The sequence below is a fragment of the Pseudomonas palleroniana genome (assembly GCF_022836895.1).
GTDB classification, from domain to species: Bacteria; Pseudomonadota; Gammaproteobacteria; order Pseudomonadales; family Pseudomonadaceae; genus Aquipseudomonas; species Aquipseudomonas palleroniana.
In genome coordinates this window covers 713900-734995 of record NZ_CP092411.1, presented here as the reverse complement: position 1 = coordinate 734995, position 21096 = coordinate 713900, and the positions used below count along the sequence as shown (strand labels likewise).

General features: G+C 60.5%; 16 protein-coding genes and 2 pseudogenes. 7 read left to right on the top strand and 11 right to left on the bottom strand.

The features are described from left to right. Window positions 1-10 precede the first annotated feature (10 nt). Window positions 11-349 carry a P-II family nitrogen regulator gene (glnK, locus tag MJP36_RS03130; protein ID WP_002555808.1) on the bottom strand — a complete coding sequence of 113 codons (339 nt, stop codon included), beginning with the start codon at window positions 347-349 and terminating at the stop codon, window positions 11-13. A gap of 422 nt (window positions 350-771) precedes the next feature. On the opposite strand from glnK, the gene MJP36_RS03125 reads away from it, so the two are divergent. Together MJP36_RS03125 and MJP36_RS03120 are read left to right on the top strand one after the other, a co-directional pair. Further along, entirely contained in the window at window positions 772-1032 is a 261-nt protein-coding gene (locus tag MJP36_RS03125; protein WP_060753624.1) for an accessory factor UbiK family protein, read from the top strand. Between the two features lie 164 nt (window positions 1033-1196). Then, window positions 1197-2693 (top strand): YifB family Mg chelatase-like AAA ATPase, encoded by a 1497-nt coding sequence (locus MJP36_RS03120; protein WP_244384872.1) that lies wholly within the window; start codon window positions 1197-1199, stop codon window positions 2691-2693. Here the strand turns inward: MJP36_RS03120 and MJP36_RS03115 are convergent. Continuing rightward, window positions 2690-3274 (bottom strand): TetR/AcrR family transcriptional regulator, encoded by a 585-nt coding sequence (locus tag MJP36_RS03115; RefSeq protein WP_244384871.1) that lies wholly within the window; start codon window positions 3272-3274, stop codon window positions 2690-2692. The genes MJP36_RS03120 and MJP36_RS03115 overlap by 4 nt on opposite strands. A gap of 113 nt (window positions 3275-3387) precedes the next feature. On the opposite strand from MJP36_RS03115, the gene MJP36_RS03110 reads away from it, so the two are divergent. Then, the gene (locus MJP36_RS03110) at window positions 3388-4302 is read left to right on the top strand and encodes an ABC transporter six-transmembrane domain-containing protein (protein WP_244384870.1); all 915 of its coding nucleotides are present in this window, start codon (window positions 3388-3390) and stop codon (window positions 4300-4302) included. A gap of 23 nt (window positions 4303-4325) precedes the next feature. Here MJP36_RS03110 and MJP36_RS03105 read toward each other — a convergent pair whose 3' ends face one another. Further along, window positions 4326-5567, bottom strand: coding sequence for a benzoate/H(+) symporter BenE family transporter (locus MJP36_RS03105; RefSeq protein ID WP_244384869.1), 1242 nt, complete (start codon window positions 5565-5567; stop codon window positions 4326-4328). A gap of 211 nt (window positions 5568-5778) precedes the next feature. Between MJP36_RS03105 and pdxR the strand changes: the two genes are divergently transcribed. Beyond that, window positions 5779-7299, top strand: coding sequence for a MocR-like pyridoxine biosynthesis transcription factor PdxR (gene pdxR / locus MJP36_RS03100; RefSeq protein ID WP_244384868.1), 1521 nt, complete (start codon window positions 5779-5781; stop codon window positions 7297-7299). A 15-nt stretch (window positions 7300-7314) separates the two neighbouring features. Here the strand turns inward: pdxR and MJP36_RS03095 are convergent, their stop codons facing one another. Both MJP36_RS03095 and MJP36_RS03090 read right to left on the bottom strand, forming a co-directional pair. Beyond that, on the bottom strand, window positions 7315-9291 hold the full coding sequence (locus tag MJP36_RS03095; protein ID WP_244384867.1) for a methyl-accepting chemotaxis protein: 1977 nt from the start codon (window positions 9289-9291) through the stop codon (window positions 7315-7317). 167 nt (window positions 9292-9458) lie between these two features. Continuing rightward, a complete protein-coding gene (locus MJP36_RS03090; RefSeq protein WP_060753646.1) occupies window positions 9459-10379 on the bottom strand; it encodes a LysR substrate-binding domain-containing protein in 921 nt (306 codons plus the stop codon). A gap of 151 nt (window positions 10380-10530) precedes the next feature. Between MJP36_RS03090 and MJP36_RS03085 the strand changes: the two genes are divergently transcribed. Further along, window positions 10531-11934 (top strand): NorM family multidrug efflux MATE transporter, encoded by a 1404-nt coding sequence (locus MJP36_RS03085; RefSeq protein WP_090367993.1) that lies wholly within the window; start codon window positions 10531-10533, stop codon window positions 11932-11934. 13 nt (window positions 11935-11947) lie between these two features. Here MJP36_RS03085 and MJP36_RS03080 read toward each other — a convergent pair whose 3' ends face one another. Next, window positions 11948-13612: a putative bifunctional diguanylate cyclase/phosphodiesterase gene (locus tag MJP36_RS03080; RefSeq protein ID WP_060753648.1), complete on the bottom strand. Its 1665-nt coding sequence runs from the start codon at window positions 13610-13612 to the stop codon at window positions 11948-11950. A gap of 256 nt (window positions 13613-13868) precedes the next feature. Between MJP36_RS03080 and rep the strand changes: the two genes are divergently transcribed. Together rep and MJP36_RS03070 are read left to right on the top strand one after the other, a co-directional pair. Next, window positions 13869-15878: a DNA helicase Rep gene (rep, locus tag MJP36_RS03075; RefSeq protein ID WP_060753649.1), complete on the top strand. Its 2010-nt coding sequence runs from the start codon at window positions 13869-13871 to the stop codon at window positions 15876-15878. A 58-nt stretch (window positions 15879-15936) separates the two neighbouring features. Beyond that, window positions 15937-16509 carry a xanthine phosphoribosyltransferase gene (locus tag MJP36_RS03070; RefSeq protein ID WP_003195447.1) on the top strand — a complete coding sequence of 191 codons (573 nt, stop codon included), beginning with the start codon at window positions 15937-15939 and terminating at the stop codon, window positions 16507-16509. Between the two features lie 142 nt (window positions 16510-16651). On the opposite strand, the gene MJP36_RS03065 is transcribed toward MJP36_RS03070, so the two are convergent. The 5 genes and pseudogenes from MJP36_RS03065 to alr all read right to left on the bottom strand — a co-directional run bounded on the left by MJP36_RS03065 (window position 16652) and on the right by alr (window position 21083). Next, the gene (locus MJP36_RS03065; RefSeq protein ID WP_244384866.1) at window positions 16652-18574 is read right to left on the bottom strand and encodes an acetyl-CoA hydrolase/transferase C-terminal domain-containing protein; all 1923 of its coding nucleotides are present in this window, start codon (window positions 18572-18574) and stop codon (window positions 16652-16654) included. Between the two features lie 136 nt (window positions 18575-18710). After that, window positions 18711-18803 (bottom strand): annotated as a pseudogene (locus tag MJP36_RS28015) (c-type cytochrome); the annotation flags it as partial. Next, window positions 18792-19028 (bottom strand): annotated as a pseudogene (locus MJP36_RS28010) (hypothetical protein); the annotation flags it as partial. The pseudogenes MJP36_RS28010 and MJP36_RS28015, both read right to left, overlap by 12 nt. Window positions 19029-19344: 316 nt before the next feature. Beyond that, the gene (locus MJP36_RS03055; RefSeq protein WP_003176893.1) at window positions 19345-19893 is read right to left on the bottom strand and encodes a cupin domain-containing protein; all 549 of its coding nucleotides are present in this window, start codon (window positions 19891-19893) and stop codon (window positions 19345-19347) included. Between the two features lie 116 nt (window positions 19894-20009). Next, on the bottom strand, window positions 20010-21083 hold the full coding sequence (gene alr, locus MJP36_RS03050) for an alanine racemase (protein ID WP_060753652.1): 1074 nt from the start codon (window positions 21081-21083) through the stop codon (window positions 20010-20012). Window positions 21084-21096 lie beyond the last annotated feature (13 nt).

The following is a 21096-nucleotide window of genomic DNA, read 5'->3' as shown; positions in this document are numbered from 1 at the left end:
GTTTGGCGGCTTAGATTGCGTCGGTATCGGTTTCGCCGGTACGGATGCGAATAGCCTGTTCCAGATTGACCACGAAGATCTTGCCGTCACCGATCTTGCCGGTGTTGGCCGCCTTGGTTATCGCCTCGATAACCCGGTCAAGATCCTTGTCGTCAATGGCGACATCAATCTTCACCTTCGGCAGGAAATCGACCACGTATTCCGCGCCGCGATACAGCTCGGTATGACCCTTCTGCCGACCGAAGCCTTTGACCTCAGTAACGGTAATGCCCTGCACGCCGATCTCGGACAGTGACTCGCGTACATCGTCCAACTTGAACGGCTTGATGATGGCAGTGACTAGCTTCATGAAAACTCTCTCCCGAATTGGTGGACTTGCCCCAGGAAAACAAACCCGTCTCAAGTCTAAGCGCAGTGCCTGGCTTTGTAACGCATCGTCGCCTCGACAATTACCGTGGCGACGCCAGCGAACCACTGGTGACGAAACCTGTACCCCTGATCCGTCGGCGCACTGCATTCGTCACAGCGACTGCATCAGTGCATGGGTCATGATCGTCTAAGCAGAAACCTTGCCAGCTCCGTAAAAATCATTGAAATCAGTCCATTGCCCACTTGTGCCCACCCGCGGGGCGTTTTGACGACGCCAATGCGCACAAAAACAGTGCGCTACCGCCAGACCTCCTGCGCGAAAAGCGTGCGCTCGCGGCCGTGAAAAAGACTATAGACGCTGCGTGATACACTGGCGCCCAACAGTTTTCCGGAATATTTCCCATGCTCGCGCCCAAAGACTTCCTCGACGCCCTCAGCGGCCACGCCTCTCGCTTGTTCAGCGGCGAAACCCCGCTGCCTCGCACTGAAATCGAAAGCCAATTCAAGGCGCTGTTGCAAAGCGGCTTCAGCAAGCTCGACCTGGTGAGCCGGGAAGAATTTGACAGCCAGATGGTCGTGCTTGCCCGCACGCGAGCGCGACTCGAGAGCCTGGAGGCGAAGGTGGCGGAACTGGAAGCCAGGCTGACGCCACCCGCCGAATGAGCACGGTCAGTGTGGGCGCTGTCGAGCGTTAGCCCGGCAGAGCCCACATAAAGCGCTGCTGCCTGCGCCGGATACGTTCTGTAAAACCTCCCCCGCTTCGCTCTTCCCCGCCTCGTCTACCCTTGAAAAACCGCAAGAAGCGGCACCCTTTTCAAGGAACGCGCATGTCCCTCGCCATCGTCCACAGCCGCGCCCAGGTTGGCGTCGAAGCCCCCGCAGTGACCGTCGAAGTGCACATGGCCAATGGTCTGCCATCGCTCACATTGGTGGGTTTGCCGGAAACGGCTGTGAAGGAAAGCAAGGACCGCGTGCGCAGTGCGATCCTCAACTGCGCACTGCAATACCCGTCCCGCCGCATCACCCTCAACCTCGCGCCCGCCGACCTGCCCAAGGACGGCGGGCGTTTTGATCTGGCGATTGCCTTGGGGATCCTGGCAGCCAGTGTGCAGGTGCCGGCATTGATGCTCGATGATGTGGAATGCCTGGGAGAGTTGGCGCTGTCCGGCGAGGTGCGGGCAGTCAAAGGGGTGCTGCCGGCGGCGTTGGCTGCGCGCAAGGCCGGGCGCACTGTAATAGTGCCTCGGGCGAATGCCGAAGAAGCCTGCCTGGCGTCGGGGTTGAAGGTGATTGCGGTGGATCACCTGCTGCAGGTGGTGGCGCACTTGAATGGGCATGTGCCGATTGAGCCCTATAAGTCCGACGGCTTGCTGTGCCTGAACAAACCCTATCCGGACCTGAGCGAAGTACAGGGCCAGCTTGCGGCCAAACGCGCGTTGCTGATTGCCGCTGCGGGCGCGCATAACCTGCTGCTCAGCGGGCCGCCCGGCACCGGCAAGACCTTGCTCGCCAGCCGGCTGCCCGGGTTATTGCCACCGTTGAGTGAGCAGGAGGCGTTGGAAGTCGCGGCGATTCAATCAGTAGTCAGCCTGGCGCCGCTGAGCCATTGGCCGCACCGGCCCTTTCGCCAGCCGCACCACTCGGCTTCCGGGCCGGCGCTGGTAGGCGGCGGTTCAAAACCACAGCCGGGCGAAATTACCCTGGCCCATCACGGCGTGTTGTTTCTGGATGAGTTGCCAGAGTTTGATCGCAAGGTACTTGAGGTGCTGCGCGAACCCCTGGAATCAGGGCATATCGTCATCTCCCGCGCCCGTGATCGCGTCAGTTTCCCGGCCCGCTTCCAGTTGGTCGCCGCCATGAACCCCTGCCCTTGCGGCTACATGGGCGAACCCAGTGGACGCTGCCGCTGTACACCGGAGCAGGTCCAGCGCTACCGCAACAAACTCTCGGGGCCATTGCTGGATCGCATCGACCTGCATCTCACCGTGGCCCGGGAAGCCACCGCGCTGAACCCAACCTCACAAGCTGGCGATAACACAGCCCAGGCATCGGCACGGGTCGCTCAGGCCCGCGATCGCCAACAGCGACGCCAGGGCTGTGCAAATGCTTTCCTTGATCTGCCGGGGTTGCGCGAGCACTGCAAGCTGGCCAAGGTTGATGAAGGCTGGCTGGAAAGTGCCTGTGAACGGCTGACGCTTTCCCTGCGCGCAGCCCATCGGCTACTCAAGGTGGCGCGTACGCTTGCCGACCTTGAGCAAGCCGACAGCATCACCCGGACTCATTTGGCGGAGGCCTTGCAGTATCGGCCTGCGGCGACCGGCTAAGGCCCCTTGGGAAAGTCCAACAACAACCGGGCCACTTCCATGACTTCGTCCAACGCCACTTCGGCCGCCTCTGGGGAGGGTTTGAGCATCAGGTCATCGGCGTAGCCCATCGCCACGGCAAAGATCTGGCGGGCAGCGCGTTGGGGCGAGTCACAACGCACGACTTTGGCAGCGACACATCGCTCGATCACCTCAGCGAGCATGCCTTGCCACTGAGCATTGATCACCAAATAAGCATGCGCCATTTCCGGGTCTTGCATCGCTTCGTCCCAAGCATCAAGCCATAGCGCCCAGCCAGCATCGGCGGTGCTCGGAAGGCAGTCACACAAGAAACCCACCAACGCCTCCAGAGGCGGCGCCTCTGCCAGCGGTGCACGCACTTCGTCCAACTGTTCGTTGGCAAACCGCACAAAGGCTTCGCGGCGCAGTTCCTTCCAGTCGCTGAAATAGTGATAAACGTGGCTGCGGGAAAGTCCGGCATGTTCAGCCAGATCACGGGTAGACACATCAGCAAAACCCTTGCTACGAAACAGTTCCAGGGCAGCGGCGATGATCTGGTCTTTACGGTCGATACGCGACATTGGACATTTCCTTCAGGCGCGGGAAGATAAACGGCGCTTGCTTTTTGAGCGATCGCTCAAGGATACTTGAGCAGTCGCTCAATAATAGCGTTTATCATCCCTCTGGTGCACCCATGTCATCCGTCCCCCCACAAATTCTGATCGAAGAAAGCAAGAAAATCGGCCAGCAATCTGCCGGTCAAACCTTAAAAGCCATCGCCAAAGCCTATCCCGGCAAGTTGTCCTGCACACTGTCGCTGGTCGCATTGGAAAACGCGCTATTGCTGGCCTACCCATTGTTTGCAGGGTTTGCGGTGGACTCCATCCTTCGCGGCGACGCGCGCAGCGCGCTGTTCTACGCCGTCGTAGTCATGGCGTTCTGGGTAGTCGGGGCCGCACGACGGGCTCTGGATACGCGCACGTTCACACGGATCTATGCCGACCTTGCGGTGCCTGTCATTCTCAACCAGCGCCAGCAAAACCACAGCACCTCGAAATCCGCGGCACGCGTGGTACTCGCACGTGAGTTTGTCGACTTCTTTGAAAAGCACGTGCCGATCATTGCCACGGCTTTGGTGTCGATTATCGGCGCGGCGGTGATGTTGATCGTGATTGAGCCTTGGGTAGGCCTGGCCTGCGTGGCCGCACTGCTGCTGTGCATCACGCTGTTGCCACGCTTTGCCCAGCGCAACCAGGCACTGCATGAGCGCCTGAATGATCGCTTGGAGAAAGAAATCGGCCTGGTGGAAAAAGTCGGCGCACCCACCTTGCACCGCCACTACCACGTGCTGTCACGTCTGCGAATCTGGCTTTCAGACCGCGAGGCCGCCGCGTACCTGTTCCTCGGCACGCTGGCAGCGCTGCTGTTCGTGGTTGCCATCTCTCAGTTGGCGCTGTCGACAGCAGTCATGGCCGGTCACGTATATGCGGTCATGACCTACCTCTGGACCTTCGTCACCAGCATGGACGAAGCACCCGGGATGGTCGATCAACTGGCGCGCCTGAAGGACATTGGCAAGCGCGTGGACCCTGGCCTCGACAATCGTTAAGCCTTAGCGCGCAACCCGTCTGTTCAGGTGCGGGGCACGCGGACTTTTGGCTCTTCATGCACGATCATGGCCTTGCGGCTTGGTAGACGCCCATTGAGCAGGGCGTAAGCCGCCAACCCGATCAGCAAGCCCCAAAACGCCCCGCCTATGCCCAGCAAGGTGATATTCGCGGCGCACGCCAAGAAGGTAATCAACGAAGCTTCCCGGGATTTGGCCTCTGCCATAGCATTGGCCAGGCTCATTCCGATGGTGCCGAGCAGCGCCAGCCCGGCGAGTGTCGTAATGAATGTCGCCGGGAATGCCATGAATACGGCAGCCAAGGTCACCCCGAACACCCCGACAAGGATGTAGAACACGCCCGCAGCCACGCCAGCGATCCAACGCTTGGATGGGTCTTGCGATGCTTCCTTGCCAGTGCAGATGGCTGCGGTGATGGCCGCGATGTTAAACGCGTGCGAGCCGAAGGGCGCCATTAGCAGCGAGCCCAACCCGGTCACCATCAAGATGGGGTTCGCGCTGGCTTGGAAACCATCATTACGCAACACCAGCATGCCGGGCATGTACTGACCCGTGAGGGTGATCAGAAACAGCGGCAGTGCCACGCTGAGCAGCGCATTAATCGAAAACTGGGGCGTGGTGAAAACGGGGGCCGCCACTTGCAGCGACAACCCCGAAAGATCCACTCGGTTCTGTGCAAGCAGAAAAACCAGCCCGACTACCAGAATGCCGACGACCGCATAGCGAGGGGCAAACCGCTTGAGCACCACATAGGTGGCAACCAGCAGCCCAGCCAGCGTGGGATCCAGGCTCACGCCCTCAAATGCGCCAATCCCGAACTGCAGCAGAATTCCGGCCAACATGGCCGCAGCGATACCGCGTGGAATCAACCGGATGACTTTTTCAAAACAACCGGACAACCCAAGCAGCGCAAACGCGATGGCCGAAATAATGTACGCACCGACGGCTTCGGCATAGGGCGTGGTGGACAACGCCACAACCAGAAACGCCGCAGCGGGCGTCGACCACGCAGTAATGATTGGCTCACGGCTCACCCAACTGAGAAACAAGCCGGTCACTCCAACACCAATCGAAACCGACCAGACCCACGAAGCCGTCAATTCGGGACTAAGCCCGGCCGCCTTGGCCGCCTGGAAAACCAGAACGAATGTGCCGCCATAGTTGACGATGACGGAAATAAGCCCGGCCATCACGGGATGGATAAGCTCATGCAGCCGCAACGATGACCGGTAGGTTGAGGAAGACATGCGTCATTTGCTCCTTGCAATACGAGGTATCAAACCTCGCGTGAAGATAATTCATAGCTCTGGAATGCCCGGGGTCATCCACCTACTCCGAAGGAGTCGGACGCAGACCACGCGTGCCAGCCTTGCACGCGCAGGGCTGTAGTGCGGACTAAAGTCTAGGGATAAACTGGCCTGGCATTACAGGCCAATTCATCAAAGCAGGGCAGACCGTATGAAAAGGACGTTCGAGCTGGAAACGCTGAAAATGCGGATCAACGATGCGCAATTTCAGGTATTGGATCTGCATCAGCGAATTCAACGCGCACTGCGCGTCCTGATCCTTGACGATGCACTCGCCCCCGGTCTCAAGCTGCCTGCGACACGGGTTTTGGCCAAATCTCTGGGAGTGGCTCGCGATACCGTAGAGAACGCCTACGTATTGCTGCAGCGGGATGGTTTTATCGTGCGCCGCGGGGGCTCAGGCAGTTATGTATGCCAAGCCATAGGCGCCGAGCTGTGCGGAAAGCCCCGCCGACGTATCAAGGCGCTGGAAGACAAAAGCAGCCGGGCTGAAGCGGGTGTCGGCTTGAGCCAACGCGGTCGCATGATCCTCGACAGCGGTGGCGTGAACGATCAACAGATGATCAGGGCATTCGCCACCGGCCTGCCTGAGACCCGGACGTTTGCGATCGATGTATGGGAGCGCTTGCAACGCCAAGTGACGAAAGACTATCGCAGCAGCGTGTTATTGCATGGCGACCCGCAGGGAGCCGAACCATTGCGCAAAGCCATCGCCACCTATCTGAACCTGGAGCGCGGGGCCAAATGCTCCCCTGATCAGATACTGGTGCTCAGCAGTACTCGCCAGGCGCTTTTCCTATGCGCTCAGTTGCTAGTAGACGTCGGCAAACCGATTCTGATGGAAAATCCAGGATACTTCGGCGCCCGCAAAGCCTTCGAAACCGCAGAGGCCAAGGTCATACCCATTGATGTCGATGGGCTGGGCATACGTACCGAACTGCTGCACGCCGACCGCAGCGGCGCCAATTGTGTGTACGTCACTCCCTCTCACCAATACCCCACCGGCGCCACGTTGCCACTGGAGCGACGCCTTGAGTTGATCAACTGGGCGGCAGAAAAGGGCAAATGGGTTATTGAAGATGACTACGACAGCGAGTTTCACTATGACGGCAAACCCACCGCCTGCGTGCAAGGCTTGGATAAATACCAGCGCACGCTGTACATCGGCACCTTCAGCAAGACCCTCTACCCCGGCCTGCGCATGGGTTACATGGTGTTGCCTCACGAACTGATCAGCGCCTTCACCTATGCCCGCAGCATGATGGATGGCCACACGCCACAGCTCCAGCAACTGACGCTGGCGCGCTTCATGGAAGACGGCCATTACAACGCCCATGTCCGCGCAATGCGCAAGCTCTACGCCGGACGCCAATCGATCTTGCTGGATGCCCTAGGCAAACACTTGGGCGATATCGTCACCGCGTCTCGCCCCCAGGGCGGGCTGCAAATTCCGTGTTTGCTGCACGATGGCTGGTCGGAGGCAATGACTATCCGCCAGGCTGAGAGCTGCGGTGTACAACTGCCCGGCCTCAGCAGGCTGTATGCTGGCGATGAGAAGAAACAAGGGTGGTTATTGGGCTACTCGTCCTTGACCGCCCATGAAATCGAAGCCGCCGTACTGCGTTTGGCCAAGGCGCTGAGAACACCTCAGGCGACACCCTGGGCTAAGTGACCCAGGGCAAAACGATCAACGAAACCGATCTACTTCATGGCGCAAGCCCGCCGCCAGGGTTTCCAGCTCCTTGGCGGTAATCGCCAGGTTCGACACCACTTCACGCTGCTCGCTGTTGGCCAACGCAATGCTCTGCAGATTGCTGCTGAGCACATTGGCGGTGCTGCTCTGCTCCTGGGTCGCCGTGGTGATCGCCGCGAACTGCTGCCCGGCCGAGCGGCTTTGTTCGTCGATACGCGCCAGGGCCGAGGCCACGTCGGCGTTACGCGACAAGCCTTCCTGCATCAGTACATTGCCGTGTTCCATGGTGCTGATGGCGTTGCCGGTTTCCTGTTGGATGCTCTGGATCATCCCGGAAATTTCGTCAGTGGCTTGGCGGGTACGCGACGCCAAGTTGCGCACTTCGTCAGCAACCACGGCAAAGCCACGCCCCTGCTCACCGGCACGGGCGGCCTCGATCGCGGCGTTGAGCGCCAGCAGGTTGGTCTGTTCGGCGATCGAGGTGATCACCCCCACAATCCCGCCGATTTCCTGGGAACGCTGGCCCAAGGTGTTGATCACCGTAGCCGTGCTGTTCAACGCAGCGGCGATGTGTTCCAGGGACGACGACGCCTCTTGCATCGAGGTACGGCCGATGCGGGTTTGCTGGGCGTTTTCCTGGGCCAGGCGTTCGGTATTGCCCATGTTGTCGGCAATGTTCAACGACGTGGCGCTGAATTCTTCCACCGCACCGGCCATGCTGGTGATCTCGCCGGACTGTTGCTCCATGCCTTCATACGCGCCGCCGGACAGACCGGACAATGCCTGCGCCCGGCTATTGACCTCTTCGGCTGCCTTGCGGATGTGCGACACCATGGTCGACAGCGCTTCGCCCATCTGGTTGAAGGCGCGCGCCAACTGGCCGATTTCATCATGGCTGGACACGTTCAAGCGTGCGCTCAAATCGCCGGCACCCAGGGCTTCGGCCTGGCGCACCAGGTCACTCAGGGGCTGCAGTTTGCGGCGCAGCAACCACACCACTGCGCCCACCGCCAGCAACATCGCCAACACGCTGCCGATCACCAGGCGGATCCCCACCGCCCAGGTCACCGAGCGAATCTCGGACTTCGGCATGCTCGCCACAACCGACCACGGGCCGCCCTCAAAGGGCACCGCGACGCTATAGAAGTCTTCGTTCTTGTCACTCCAGAATTGCCCTTCGCCCGGCGCTTTCGCCAGTTCGAGCATCACTGGGATGGCCTGGTCCGGTGCCTGCACGCCAGCGGGTGGTACCAGCCAGTGTTTCTGTTCATCGAGCAAGGCCAGGGAACCGGTCTGGCCGATACGGAAACGCTTGAGATTGTCGAACTGGGCCTTCTGCTCATCGGTGTAGTCAAAACCGATGAACAACACGGCGATCACTTTGCCGCCAGCGTCACGCACCGGGGTGTACTGGGTCATATAGGCCCGGTCGAACAACACCGCACGGCCGACATAACCCTGCCCAGCCAGCAGCCGCTGGTACGCCGGGTGCTGGTGATCGAGCACGGTGCCGATGGCGCGGTTGCCGTCCTGCTTGGTCAAGGAGGTGCTGACGCGGACAAAGTCTTCACCGCTGCGTACGAATACCGTCGCCACACCGCCGGACATTTGCTTGAAAGCGTCCACTTCCCCGAAATTGTTGTTCAACACCACGTCGCCCAGGTACAGGCTCGGCGTTTGCACACCGGCCACGGTAACCGGCTGGTCCGGCCGCACGCTCAACCCGGCGCCGAAGCGCTTTTCAAACAGCCCGCTCAAACGCTGGGTACTTTCGCGCAAGGTGCCGTGGAAGGTATTGAGTTGATCGGCGAGCAGGCGTGCCTCGCTGGCCAGGTGTTCCTCGCGGGTGTCGAGGTTGGCGGAGTCGAGGGAACGCAGGGCGAAAACCGTACTGCCGCTGATGGCAACAGCCAGAATCACGGCCAAGGCGAGACCTAATTGGGAGGCGATCCGAGCGCGAGGTTGAGACATGACAGCTCCTGGCCGAGGCCAGGATCATCCTGATCTCATAGCGTTGCTCGGCAAATTATCTAGTGGGTAGCAATAGGGCACGATAGTTCCAACACCCCTTCTTCGGCGGGTGCGGGCAATACTTGAGTGCTGCGCAGAGGTATCGCGCAAACGATTGCAAAACACGCTCAATCCAGGCGCTCAACCTGCGGCAATTCCATCGCACGGACTTCCCCTTGAAGAAATTCCGCCAACCGCCGCAAGCGCTCACCACCGGGGCGGGTTTTCGGCCATACCAGGTAATAGTTTTCCCCACTGGCCACCGCTGTCGGCCAGGGCAGGCTCAAGCGCCCCTGGGCCACATCCTCGGCCACCATCAACAGATCGCCCATGGAGACCCCGTAACCTCTCGCGGCAGCGATCATGCCCAACTCAAGGGTGTCGAACACCTGCCCGCCCTTGAGCGACACCTGAGATGACAGCCCCATGCGCTCCAGCCAGTTGCGCCAATCGCGGCGGTCGGGCGTGGGATGCAACAGTTCGGCGCCGGCCAGGCGCGCGACGTCCCAAGGCCCATCCTCCAGCAGGTTCGGCGCCCCCACTGGAACCAGCAACTCGGGGAACAGGTAAACGGCCTCCAGATCCGCCGGAAAATGCCCGTAGCTGAGCAGCACCGCGCAGTCGAAGGGCTCCTGATTGAAGTCCACCTCATCCACGCTCATCCACGCGCTGGTCAGTTGCACCTCATTGCCCGGCTGCAGGGCCCGGAAGCGGCTGAGCCGCGCCAGCAGCCAACGCATGGTCAACGTGGGCGGTGCCTTCATGCGCACAATGTCATCTTCGGCGTTCAAGGTCTCGCAGGCCCGCTCCAGGGCAGCGAAACCTTCGCGCACGCCGGGCAACAACAGGCGCGCGGCTTCAGTGAGCTGCAAGGTCCGACCGCTGCGCTGGAACAGGCGACAGGCAAAATGCTCCTCCAGCGTGCGAATGTGCCGGCTCACTGCACTCTGGGTAATCGACAGCTCCTGCGCCGCACGGGTGAAGGAGTTATGCCGGGAAGCGGCTTCAAAGGCGCGCAAGGCATAAAGCGCAGGCATACGACGAGACATTGAGAAGCTCCTACGGGGCAATCCCCAAACCCTACCAGAATCCCTCAGGCATGAGTTTTAATCATGCTGATGATCGCATTTATCGTTTTGTGCATTGAACCCAGAGCGTCGAGAATCAACCCTTCCCCAACCCTCTGACTTTTCGAGCGTGATGATCATGCAACATCCGGCGCGTAGCGAACTCTGGGCCATTCTGCGGCTGTCGGGGCCGTTGATTGCCTCACAGTTGGCCCACATGCTGATGGTGCTGACCGATACCCTGATGATGGCCCGCCTGAGCCCCGAAGCTCTGGCCGGTGGTGGCCTGGGTGCAGCGAGTTACTCATTCGTGGCGATTTTCTGCATTGGCGTGATTGCCGCCGTGGGCACCCTGGTTGCCATTCGTCACGGCGCGGGCGATATCGAAGGCGCCACCCGCCTGACCCAGGCCGGGCTGTGGCTCGCCTGGCTGATGGCCCTGGCGGCGGCGCTGCTGCTGTGGAACCTCAAGCCAGTACTATTGATGTTCGGCCAAACCGAATCCAACGTGCACGCGGCAGGGCAATTCCTGACGATCCTGCCGTTCGCCCTGCCCGGCTACCTGAGCTTCATGGCCCTGCGCGGCTTTACCAGCGCCATCGGCAAGGCGACGCCGGTCATGGTGATCAGCCTGTGCGGCACCGTGCTCAACTACCTGCTCAACCATGCGTTGATCGAAGGCATGTTCGGCCTGCCGAAACTGGGCTTGATGGGCATCGGCCTGGTGACGGCCATCGTAGCCACCAGCATGGCCCTGGCACTGATGTGGTACATCCGCAGCAACCGGGCCTACGCGGCCTACCCGCTGGGTTCGGGCCTGCTACGCCTCAACACCCGATACCTGCGCGAGCTGTGGCGCCTGGGCCTGCCGATTGGTGGCACCTATGCGGTGGAAGTCGGGCTGTTCGCCTTCGCGGCGTTGTGCATGGGCACCATGGGTAGCACGCAGCTGGCGGCGCACCAGATCGCGCTGCAAATTGTTTCGGTAGCGTTCATGGTGCCGGCGGGCATGTCATACGCGGTAACCATGCGCATCGGCCAGCATTACGGTGCCGGGCAGCTGCTGCAGGCGCGCTTGGCCGGGCGAGTCGGCATCGGTTTTGGCGCGATGATAATGCTAGGGTTTGCGGCGGTACTCTGGTTGTTTTCCGACCCGCTGATCGGGCTTTTCCTGGACCATGACGACCCCGCCTTCCACGATGTCATCGTCCTGGCCGTCAGCCTGCTGGCCGTGGCCGCCTGGTTTGAGCTGTTCGACGGCGTGCAGACCATCGCCATGGGATGCATCCGCGGACTGAAGGACGCCAAGACCACTTTTCTGGTGGGCTTGGGTTGCTATTGGCTGATCGGCGCACCCTCGGCGTGGTTGATGGCCTTTACCCTGGGCTGGGGACCGACCGGGGTGTGGTGGGGCCTGGCGCTGGGGTTGGCGTGCGCGGCCATCGCCCTGACCTGGGCGTTTGAAGCGAAGATGAAGCGGATGATTCGCCAGGAGCCTGAAATTCGCACTGAATTTCAGGCCATGCTGCCGGACTAGGGTCTGCAAGCCACTAGCCCAACAGCGCCTCCTGGCTCTTGCCGAACGTCAGGTACTCCACCAGCTCCGGCAAGGGCAGCGGCTTGCTGATCAGGTAACCCTGGGCCTGGTCGCAGCCAAACAGACGCAACAACGCCAGCTGCTCAGGGGTTTCCACGCCTTCGGCCACCACTTCGAGGTTGAGGTTGTGGGCCAGGTTGATCATCGCGTGGACTAATTTGCGGTTCTCTTCGCGCTCTTCCATGCCCCCCACGAAACTCTTGTCGATCTTCAACAAGGCAATCGGCAAGCTGTTGAGGTGCACGAACGATGAGAAACCGGTGCCGAAGTCATCCAGGGAGAACCGCACACCGAGGCGCCCCAAGGCATCCATGGTCTGCTTGACCAGATCGCTGCGACGCATCACGGCGGTCTCGGTCAACTCGAACTCCAGCCACTTGGCCTCCACGCCACGCTCGGCGATCAACCGACTGAGAGTGGAGAGCAACTGGCTGTCCTGGAACTGGCGAAACGACAGGTTGACGGCCATGTGCAGCCGCGGCAGATCGCGCTCGCGCAGGTCTTGCATGTCGCGCAAGGCTCGAGAGATCACCCAATAACCCAGCGGCACGATCAAACCGCTCTGTTCGGCCAGGGGTACGAACTCACTGGGCGGCAACAGGCCCCGTTCACCATGGCGCCAGCGCACCAGGGCTTCCAGGCCAACGATATGCCCGTCGTCCAGGTCCAGGCGCGGCTGGTAATGCAATTCCAGCTCGTCACGGCGCAACGCGCGGCGCAGCTCGCTTTCCAGGTCGGCCAGGCTGCGGGCGTTACGGTTGATGCGTTCGTTGAAGATGTGAAAGGTACAGCCCTGGGTGCTCTTGGCCTGCTGCATGGCGATATGGGCGTGCCACATCAACGGATCGGCACCGGCGCGTGCGCGGGCATGCGCCACACCGAGGCTGCAACCGATCAACAAGCTTTCGCCGTCGACCCAGTACGGCTCGGCCATCACTTCGGTGATGCGCTCGGCCATCCATTCGGCACGCTGGGGCGCACGCCGGGTATCGATCAGCAGGGCGAACTCATCACTGCCCAGGCGCGCCAACTGGTCCCCGGCTTCAAGCTGGCTCTTGAGCCGTGAGACCACTTGCAGGATCAACCGGTCGCCGGCCTGGTGGCCCAGGGCATCGTTGGCATGACGGAAGTTATCGAGGTCCAGATGGCCGAGCGCCAGGCCTCGCCCTTCGTTTTCCGCCAGTCGTGCGGCCAGCAGGGTCTGGAAACCCTGGCGGTTGGCAATACCGGTGAGCGGATCCTGCTCGGCCAGGCGCTGCAAGGTGTTCTCCAACACACCGCGCTCACGGACATGGCGCAGGCAGCGGCGCAACGTATCGGCATCCAATACACTGCGCACCAGCCAGTCGCTGACACCCAGCGGCGAAACCAGTGGTTCCTGCTCCAACAGCAAGACGCACGGCAGGCTGCAACGGCCAGGGCCGGGTTGCAGGCTGGGCGTGGTCAATAGCACGGCACTGTGGTCGTCATCGAACAGACGACTCACCGAGTCCCAGTTGGGCGCACTGATCAGCACAGCCCCATCGCCCATCGGCACCAGGCACTCGCGCAACAACGCTGCCCACTCAGGCGGATCGGCCAGAAGCAGCAAACGCAAGGGTTCGACAGGCGTAGACAAGCTAGCTCCCTAGACTCTGCAAGATTTCAATGGCGGCGGGCAGTATGACGTGCGGCCTGAGAATCACCCATGATAAGGCTTATCAGAGGCACAGGCTGCACACATCCGCTGCAAAAAGCTCCCACATCCTGCGACAAAGTATCAAAACCGGCAAATTTAGATCGAGTGGTACGTCACACCGTCGTTCTGTGAGAGCAGAATCCTGCCAGCCTGTTAAAATGCCCGCCCTTTTGAACAACGACCCCCTGAATTCCGTATGTCCCGACTCAATCCCCGGCAGCAAGAAGCCGTGAACTACGTCGGCGGCCCTCTATTGGTGCTCGCCGGCGCCGGCTCCGGCAAGACCAGCGTGATCACCCGCAAGATTGCGCACCTGATCCAGAACTGCGGCATCCGCGCCCAGTACATCGTCGCCATGACCTTTACCAACAAGGCGGCGCGCGAAATGAAAGAGCGTGTCGGCACGCTGCTCAAGAGCGGCGAAGGCCGTGGCCTGACTGTGTGCACCTTCCACAACCTGGGCCTGAACATCATCCGCAAGGAGCATGTGCGGCTGGGCTATAAGCCAGGTTTCTCGATCTTCGACGAAACCGATGTGAAGTCGCTGATGACCGACATCATGCAGAAGGAATACGCAGGCGACGACGGCGTGGATGAGATCAAGAACATGATCGGCGCCTGGAAAAACGACCTGATCCTGCCGGCCCAGGCCCTGGAAAATGCGCGCAACCCCAAGGAACAGACCGCCGCCATCGTCTACACCCACTATCAACGCACGCTCAAGGCGTTCAACGCGGTGGACTTCGACGACCTGATCCTGCTGCCGGTGAAGTTGTTCGAGGAACACGCCGACATCCTCGAAAAATGGCAGAACAAAGTGCGCTACCTGCTGGTGGACGAATACCAGGACACCAACGCCAGCCAATACCTGCTGGTGAAAATGCTGATCGGCAAGCGCAACCAGTTCACCGTGGTAGGCGACGACGACCAGTCGATCTACGCCTGGCGTGGCGCCCGCCCGGAAAACCTGATGCTGCTCAAGGAGGACTACCCGTCCCTGAAAGTGGTGATGCTGGAGCAGAACTACCGCTCCACCAGCCGTATCCTGCGCTGCGCCAACGTGCTGATCTCCAACAACCCCCACGAGTTCGAAAAGCAACTGTGGAGTGAGATGGGGCATGGCGATGAGATCCGCGTGATCCGCTGCCGTAACGAAGACGCCGAAGCCGAGCGCGTGGCCGTTGAAATCCTCAGCCTGCACCTGCGCACCGACCGGCCCTACAGCGATTTCGCGATTCTGTACCGAGGCAACTACCAGGCCAAACTGATCGAACTGAAATTGCAGCACCACCAGGTGCCGTATCGCCTGTCGGGCGGCAACAGCTTCTTCGGACGCCAGGAAGTAAAGGACCTGATGGCCTACTTCCGGTTGATCGTGAACCCGGACGACGACAACGCCTTCCTGCGCGTGATCAACGTGCCACGTCGGGAAATCGGTTCCACCACCCTGGAAAAGCTCGGCAACTATGCCACCGAACGCAAGATCTCGATGTACGCGGCCACCGATGAAATCGGCCTGGGCGAGCATCTGGATACCCGCTTCACCGACCGCCTGTCGCGCTTCAAGCGCTTCATGGACAAGGTGCGCGAGCAGTGCGCCGGCGAAGATCCGATCAGCGCGCTGCGCAGCATGGTCATGGACATCGACTATGAGAACTGGCTGCGCACCAACAGCTCCAGCGACAAGGCCGCGGATTACCGCATGGGTAACGTCTGGTTCCTGATCGAAGCGCTGAAGAACACCCTGGAAAAAGACGAAGACGGCGAGATGACCGTCGAGGACGCCATCGGCAAGCTGGTGCTGCGCGACATGCTCGAACGCCAGCAGGAAGAGGAAGACGGCGCCGAAGGTGTGCAAATGATGACCTTGCATGCCTCCAAGGGCCTGGAGTTCCCCTACGTGTTCATCATGGGCATGGAGGAGGAAATTCTCCCGCACCGCTCCAGTATCGAAGCCGACACCATTGAAGAAGAACGGCGACTGGCCTACGTGGGCATTACCCGCGCGCGTCAGACCCTGGCCTTCACCTTTGCTGCCAAGCGCAAGCAATATGGCGAAATCATCGATTGTGCCCCCAGCCGGTTCCTCGACGAACTCCCGCCGGATGATCTGGCCTGGGAAGGCAATGACGACACCCCCACCGAGGTGAAGGCCGTTCGCGGCAACACCGCCTTGGCAGATATACGCGCGATGTTAAAGCGCTAGAATCGACTACTTTTTAATCTACTTTCGACGCACGCTGCGTCAACAGAGGAAGCTTTCCGTGGAAGCACTGCACAAGAAAATTCGCGAAGAAGGCATCGTGCTTTCCGATCAGGTACTCAAGGTCGATGCCTTTCTGAACCACCAGATCGACCCGGCACTGATGAAGCTGATCGGCGACGAATTCGCCGCGCTGTTCAAGGATTCAGGCATCACCAAGATCGTCACCATCGAAGCTTCGGGCATCGCACCAGCGATCATGACCGGTCTGAACCTCGGCGTGCCGGTAATCTTCGCCCGCAAACAACAGTCCCTGACCCTGACTGAAAACCTGCTGTCGGCCACGGTGTACTCCTTCACCAAGAAAACCGAAAGCACCGTGGCCATTTCCCCGCGCCACCTGACCAGCAGCGACCGCGTGTTGGTCATCGACGACTTCCTGGCCAACGGCAAGGCATCGCAGGCGCTGATTTCGATCATCAAGCAAGCCGGCGCAACCGTCGCGGGCCTGGGCATCGTGATCGAGAAATCCTTCCAGGGTGGCCGTGCGGAGCTGGACGCGCAGGGTTATCGGGTTGAGTCGCTGGCGCGGGTTAAATCGCTGGCCGGTGGTGTTGTCACTTTCATCGAGTGATTTGCTGCACAGCAAATACCCGGTGAATACAGATCAAAATGTGGGGCTTGCTCCCGATGGCAGTGGGTCCGCTAACACATTCGGTGACTGGCGCACCGCTATCGGGGGCAAGCCCCCTCCCACATTTTATTCAGGTTAGCTGTCAGTGCGCGGTGGCCTGCAGGCCGGCCAGTAGCAGGCGCTGATACAGGTCCTCTTTCAGCCCCTCGGGCTTATCCAACCGCATCCGCTTGAGGTGCTGAGGAAATGCCCCCGGCTCCGGCGCATCCAGCGCAGCCTTGCCCAACTCCAGAATCTCCGTCAGCTTGAATTTGCTCTTGAGCCAGTTCAATGCGCGCAACAGATCTTTTTCTTCATCAGTGAAATCAGTGCCCAGTGGATACTCGGGAAACAACCGCCGATGCCGAGCCTGAAGCGCCTGTAGCCGCTGCGGCGTATTGTCGGTAAAACGCGGGTCCAGCTGGAAATCCTCGGGCAGCTTGCCGGCCTTCTGTGCCTGTTTGATCAAGTCGTCCTGGAAACGGGAGTCGGTAATATTGAGCAGCGCCTCGATCACCTTGGCGTCCGTCTGCCCACGCAGGTCGGCAATGCCGTATTCGGTGATGACGATGTCCCGCAGGTGCCGTGGGATAGTGCAGTGGCCATACTCCCAGACGAGATTGGAACTGACCTCCCCTGCCGACTCGCGCCAACTGCGCAGAATCAGGATCGAACGCGCGCCCTCCAGCGCATGGCCTTGGGCGACAAAGTTGTACTGCCCGCCCACGCCGCTGAGCACGCGACCGTCTTCCAACTGGTCGGCCACACCCGCACCGAGCAACGTCACCATGATCGCGCTGTTGATAAAGCGGGCATCCTGGCGCTGCAAACGCTTGAGTTCTTCCTGGCCATACAGCTCGTTGATGTAGCTGATGCGGGTCATGTTGAATTCAAGACGCTTGCCGTGGGTCATTTCCTGCAAGCGCTGGTAAAAACTGCGTGGCCCGAGGAAGAAACCGCCATGGATCGATACGCCGTCGGGCTGCGCTGCATCATCCAGGGTGCCGGCGTTGGCTTGCACCTGGGTCGCCACGTCCGGGTAGACCTTACGCCGCACAATGCCGGCATCGGCCAGCACCAGCAGGCCATTGACGAACATTTCGCTGCAGCCATAGAGGCCCCGCGCAAAGGGCGCGACGCCGCCTTCACGGCTGATCAGCGGTGCCCACTGGTACACATCCAGGTCCGTCAACAGTAGCCGGTAGGCTTCGTTATCCGCCTGGCGCGCCAGCAGAGCGGCGGTCAGCGCATCGCCCATGGAGCCGATACCGATCTGCAGGGTGCCGCCATCGCGCACCAAGGTGCTGGCATGCAGGCCGATAAAATGATCCTGGAAACCCACCGGCATATTCGGTGTGGAGAACAGCGTGGTGCTGTCCTTTTCGTCGAGCAGGTAGTCGAATGCGTCCATGCCCAGCTCGGCATCGCCAGGCATGTAAGGCAAATCGCTGTGGACCTGGCCGACGATCAGGATGGTCTCACCCGCCTCGCGGCGCTTGGCGATCAGCGGCAACAGGTCAAGGGTGATATCCGGGTTGCAGCTCAGGCTCAGGCGGTCAGGGTGTTCGGCGCTGCTGGCCACCAACTGCGCCACCAGGTTCAGGCCGGCTGAGTTGATGTCGCGAGCGGCGTGGCTGTAGTTGCTGCTGACGTAGTCCTGCTGGGCCGACGCACTGTGGAGCAGGCTGCCAGGCTGCATGAAGAACTGTTGTACGCGGATATTGCTGGGCAAGCTGTCCTTGTGCAGGTCGGCGAGAAAATCCAGTTCCGGGTAATCGCCGAATACCCGTTCGATAAAGGGTTCGAGAAAGCGCTTCTGCAAACCATCACCCAAGGTGGGACGGCCCAGGCTCAGTGCGGTGTAGATCGTCAGCGACCGCTCCGGCAGCTTGGCGATACGCCGATACAGCGCGTTGGCGAACAGGTTGGGCTTGCCCAGCCCCAGCGGCATGCCCATGTGGATATGCGCCGGCAAGCGCGCCAGCACGTCGTCAACTGCTTGCTCGATTGAACACAACTGCACCATCCGACACTCCTGAACATTCCGTGATTAGGGGTTGGACCGAGCTTGCCGGGTCTTTGCTGCAATGAACAGCTGCGAATCATAAACAACGGGCACAAAAAAGCCGCTGGTCAGCGGCTTTTTGGCGAAGTTCGGCGGATTACAGGCCAGACATCTTCTTGATTGCGCCTTCAAGGTCTTCAAGGCTGCAATCAGCACAGGTGCCCATCGGCGGCATTGCGTTCAAGCCATGCTTGGCGACCTGCGCCAAACCTTTGGTACCTTTTTCGGGAGCCTCGATCTTGAGTTCTGCCAGTACGGAATCGACATGGCCAAGCCGTTCTTTCCAGGCGGCCGTATCACCAATTTTCGGCGCGTTCAGCAGTCCGGTGCCATGGCACGCGTTGCAATGCTTGGCAATCACATCATCCGGCGTTTTAGCCGCGCCACCGCCGGCCGCCGCCACGGCAACCTCCATTCCCTTGCATTCCTGGCCCTGAACACAGACTTGGCCGACAGGCTCCAAGCGTTTGGCAATCTCATCATTGGTCGCAGCTTGAGCGCTGACAGCCCATAGGGCCAATACGGTTGCTGGTGCAGCCAGCATTTTCATAATTAGGTTCACGCGTTCACCCTCAATGGTGGCTATTCACGCCTGCGGCCACGGTTTCGCAGGCGGCGAAAGTATAACGGTTAGCCCGTTGGGCCGAAACAACCCTATTAAATAAAGGGAGATTCGACCTCACGGAATACAGCTACGGATGCCTCTGCAACGCTGGCAGGGCGCCTCTTCTTTAAAAGTTCGCGGGTGTGGCTGCGCTGATTAGTCGCGCCGGCACGTCGAACGGATTGCGAAAACGGTGCGGCTTGGTGCTTTCAAAGTAGTAGCTATCGCCGGCTTCGAGCACAAAAGTTTCAAGACCGACCACCAACTCCAGCCGCCCCTCCACCAGAATCCCGGTTTCCTCGCCTTCGTGAGTGAGCATCTCTTCGCCGGTGTCGGCACCCGGCGGGTAGATTTCGTTGAGAAACGCAATCGCCCGGCTGGGGTGTGCACGGCCCACCAGCTTCATGGTGACGGCACCGTCCGAGATGTCGATCAGCTCATTGGCTTTATAGACGATCTGCGTCGGTATTTCCTGGAGGATCTCCTCGGAAAAAAACTCGACCATGGACATGGGGATGCCGCCCAGCACCTTGCGCAAGGAGCTGATCGAGGGGCTGACGCTGTTTTTTTCGATCATCGAAATGGTGCTGTTGGTGACGCCCGCACGCTTGGCGAGCTCACGCTGGGAAAGACCTTTGAGCTTACGGATGGATTGCAGTCGTTCGCCGACGTCCAATGCAGGAGCCTCCTAGGATTCAGGCGTTGTTGTATTTGAGCGTTATCATGGCGACAGCGTTCAGTATTTACAACACTTGGGCCTAAATCCCGGGCAGCTGTGTTCGTACCTGGCGCTCAAGCGCCGCAATAGAGCCTTGGCACACGGCGCAGGTTGCAGAAGATCTGGTAGGGAATCGTCTCGGCAGCGGCGGCGACGTCACTGGCCAGGATATTTTTACCCCATAGCTCCACCGTCGAACCGAGACCGGCCTGCGGTACGTCCGTCAGGTCGATACACAGCATGTCCATGGAAACACGGCCCAGCAATTGGCTGCGCTGGCCGGCCACCAGCACGGGTGTGCCGGTAGGCGCGTGACGTGGATAACCGTCCGCATAGCCCATGGCAACCACACCGATGCGCATCGGCTTGGGTGTGACGAATTTTGCGCCGTAGCCCACCGGCTCGCCGGCCGGCAACTCACGCACACAGATGACTTTGGACTCCAGGGTCATCACCGGCTGCAAACGCGCGGCAATGGCCTGGTCTTCACCAAACGGCGTGGCGCCATACAGCATGATGCCCGGGCGTACCCAGTCGCTGCCCACCGCCGGCCAACCCATCACCGAAGGCGAATTGCGCAGGCTCACCTCGGCCGACAAGCCTTGGCGCGCCGCGTCAAACACCGCTACCTGCTCATCACTGCTTACGCAATCCAGCTCATCCGCGCGGGCGAAGTGGCTCATCAACACGATCTTGGCGACTTTGCCGCTGGCCAGCAGGCGCTGGTAAGCCTCGTGATAGTCCTTGGGGTGCAGGCCCACGCGGTGCATGCCCGAATCCAGCTTGAGCCAGACCGTCAGCGGTTTGCTCAAGCGGGCCTGCTCGATGGCCTCCAGTTGCCATAACGAATGCACCACGCACCAGAAATCATGCTCGATGATCAGCGGCAGCTCGCTGGCTTCGAAAAAACCTTCCAGCAGCAGTACCGGCGCACGAATACCGGCGGCGCGCAGTTCCAGCGCCTCTTCGATACACGCCACGGCAAACCCGTCCGCCTCGGTTTCCAGCGCCTGTGCCACACGCACGGCGCCATGGCCGTAGGCATCGGCCTTAATCACGGCGAGGGCCTTGGCCCCCGTGACTTCACGGGCCAATTGGTAATTGTGGCGCAGGGCTTGGAGGTCGATCAGGGCACGGGCAGGACGCATGGCGGCAGGCTTC

Bases quoted from the DNA above. Each gene is read 5' to 3' on its own strand.
- MJP36_RS03085 (WP_090367993.1), top strand. From the start codon at position 10,531: ATGATCATGCAACATCCGGCGCGTAGCGAACTCTGGGCCATTCTGCGG.
- MJP36_RS03065 (WP_244384866.1), bottom strand. From the start codon at position 18,574: ATGGTGCAGTTGTGTTCAATCGAGCAAGCAGTTGACGACGTGCTGGCG.
- MJP36_RS03090 (WP_060753646.1), bottom strand. From the start codon at position 10,379: ATGTCTCGTCGTATGCCTGCGCTTTATGCCTTGCGCGCCTTTGAAGCC.
- MJP36_RS03110 (WP_244384870.1), top strand. From the start codon at position 3,388: ATGTCATCCGTCCCCCCACAAATTCTGATCGAAGAAAGCAAGAAAATC.
- MJP36_RS03125 (WP_060753624.1), top strand. From the start codon at position 772: ATGCTCGCGCCCAAAGACTTCCTCGACGCCCTCAGCGGCCACGCCTCT.
- MJP36_RS03115 (WP_244384871.1), bottom strand. From the start codon at position 3,274: ATGTCGCGTATCGACCGTAAAGACCAGATCATCGCCGCTGCCCTGGAA.
- rep (WP_060753649.1), top strand. From the start codon at position 13,869: ATGTCCCGACTCAATCCCCGGCAGCAAGAAGCCGTGAACTACGTCGGC.
- glnK (WP_002555808.1), bottom strand. From the start codon at position 349: ATGAAGCTAGTCACTGCCATCATCAAGCCGTTCAAGTTGGACGATGTA.
- alr (WP_060753652.1), bottom strand. From the start codon at position 21,083: ATGCGTCCTGCCCGTGCCCTGATCGACCTCCAAGCCCTGCGCCACAAT.
- MJP36_RS03120 (WP_244384872.1), top strand. From the start codon at position 1,197: ATGTCCCTCGCCATCGTCCACAGCCGCGCCCAGGTTGGCGTCGAAGCC.
- MJP36_RS03095 (WP_244384867.1), bottom strand. From the start codon at position 9,291: ATGTCTCAACCTCGCGCTCGGATCGCCTCCCAATTAGGTCTCGCCTTG.
- MJP36_RS03105 (WP_244384869.1), bottom strand. From the start codon at position 5,567: ATGTCTTCCTCAACCTACCGGTCATCGTTGCGGCTGCATGAGCTTATC.
- pdxR (WP_244384868.1), top strand. From the start codon at position 5,779: ATGAAAAGGACGTTCGAGCTGGAAACGCTGAAAATGCGGATCAACGAT.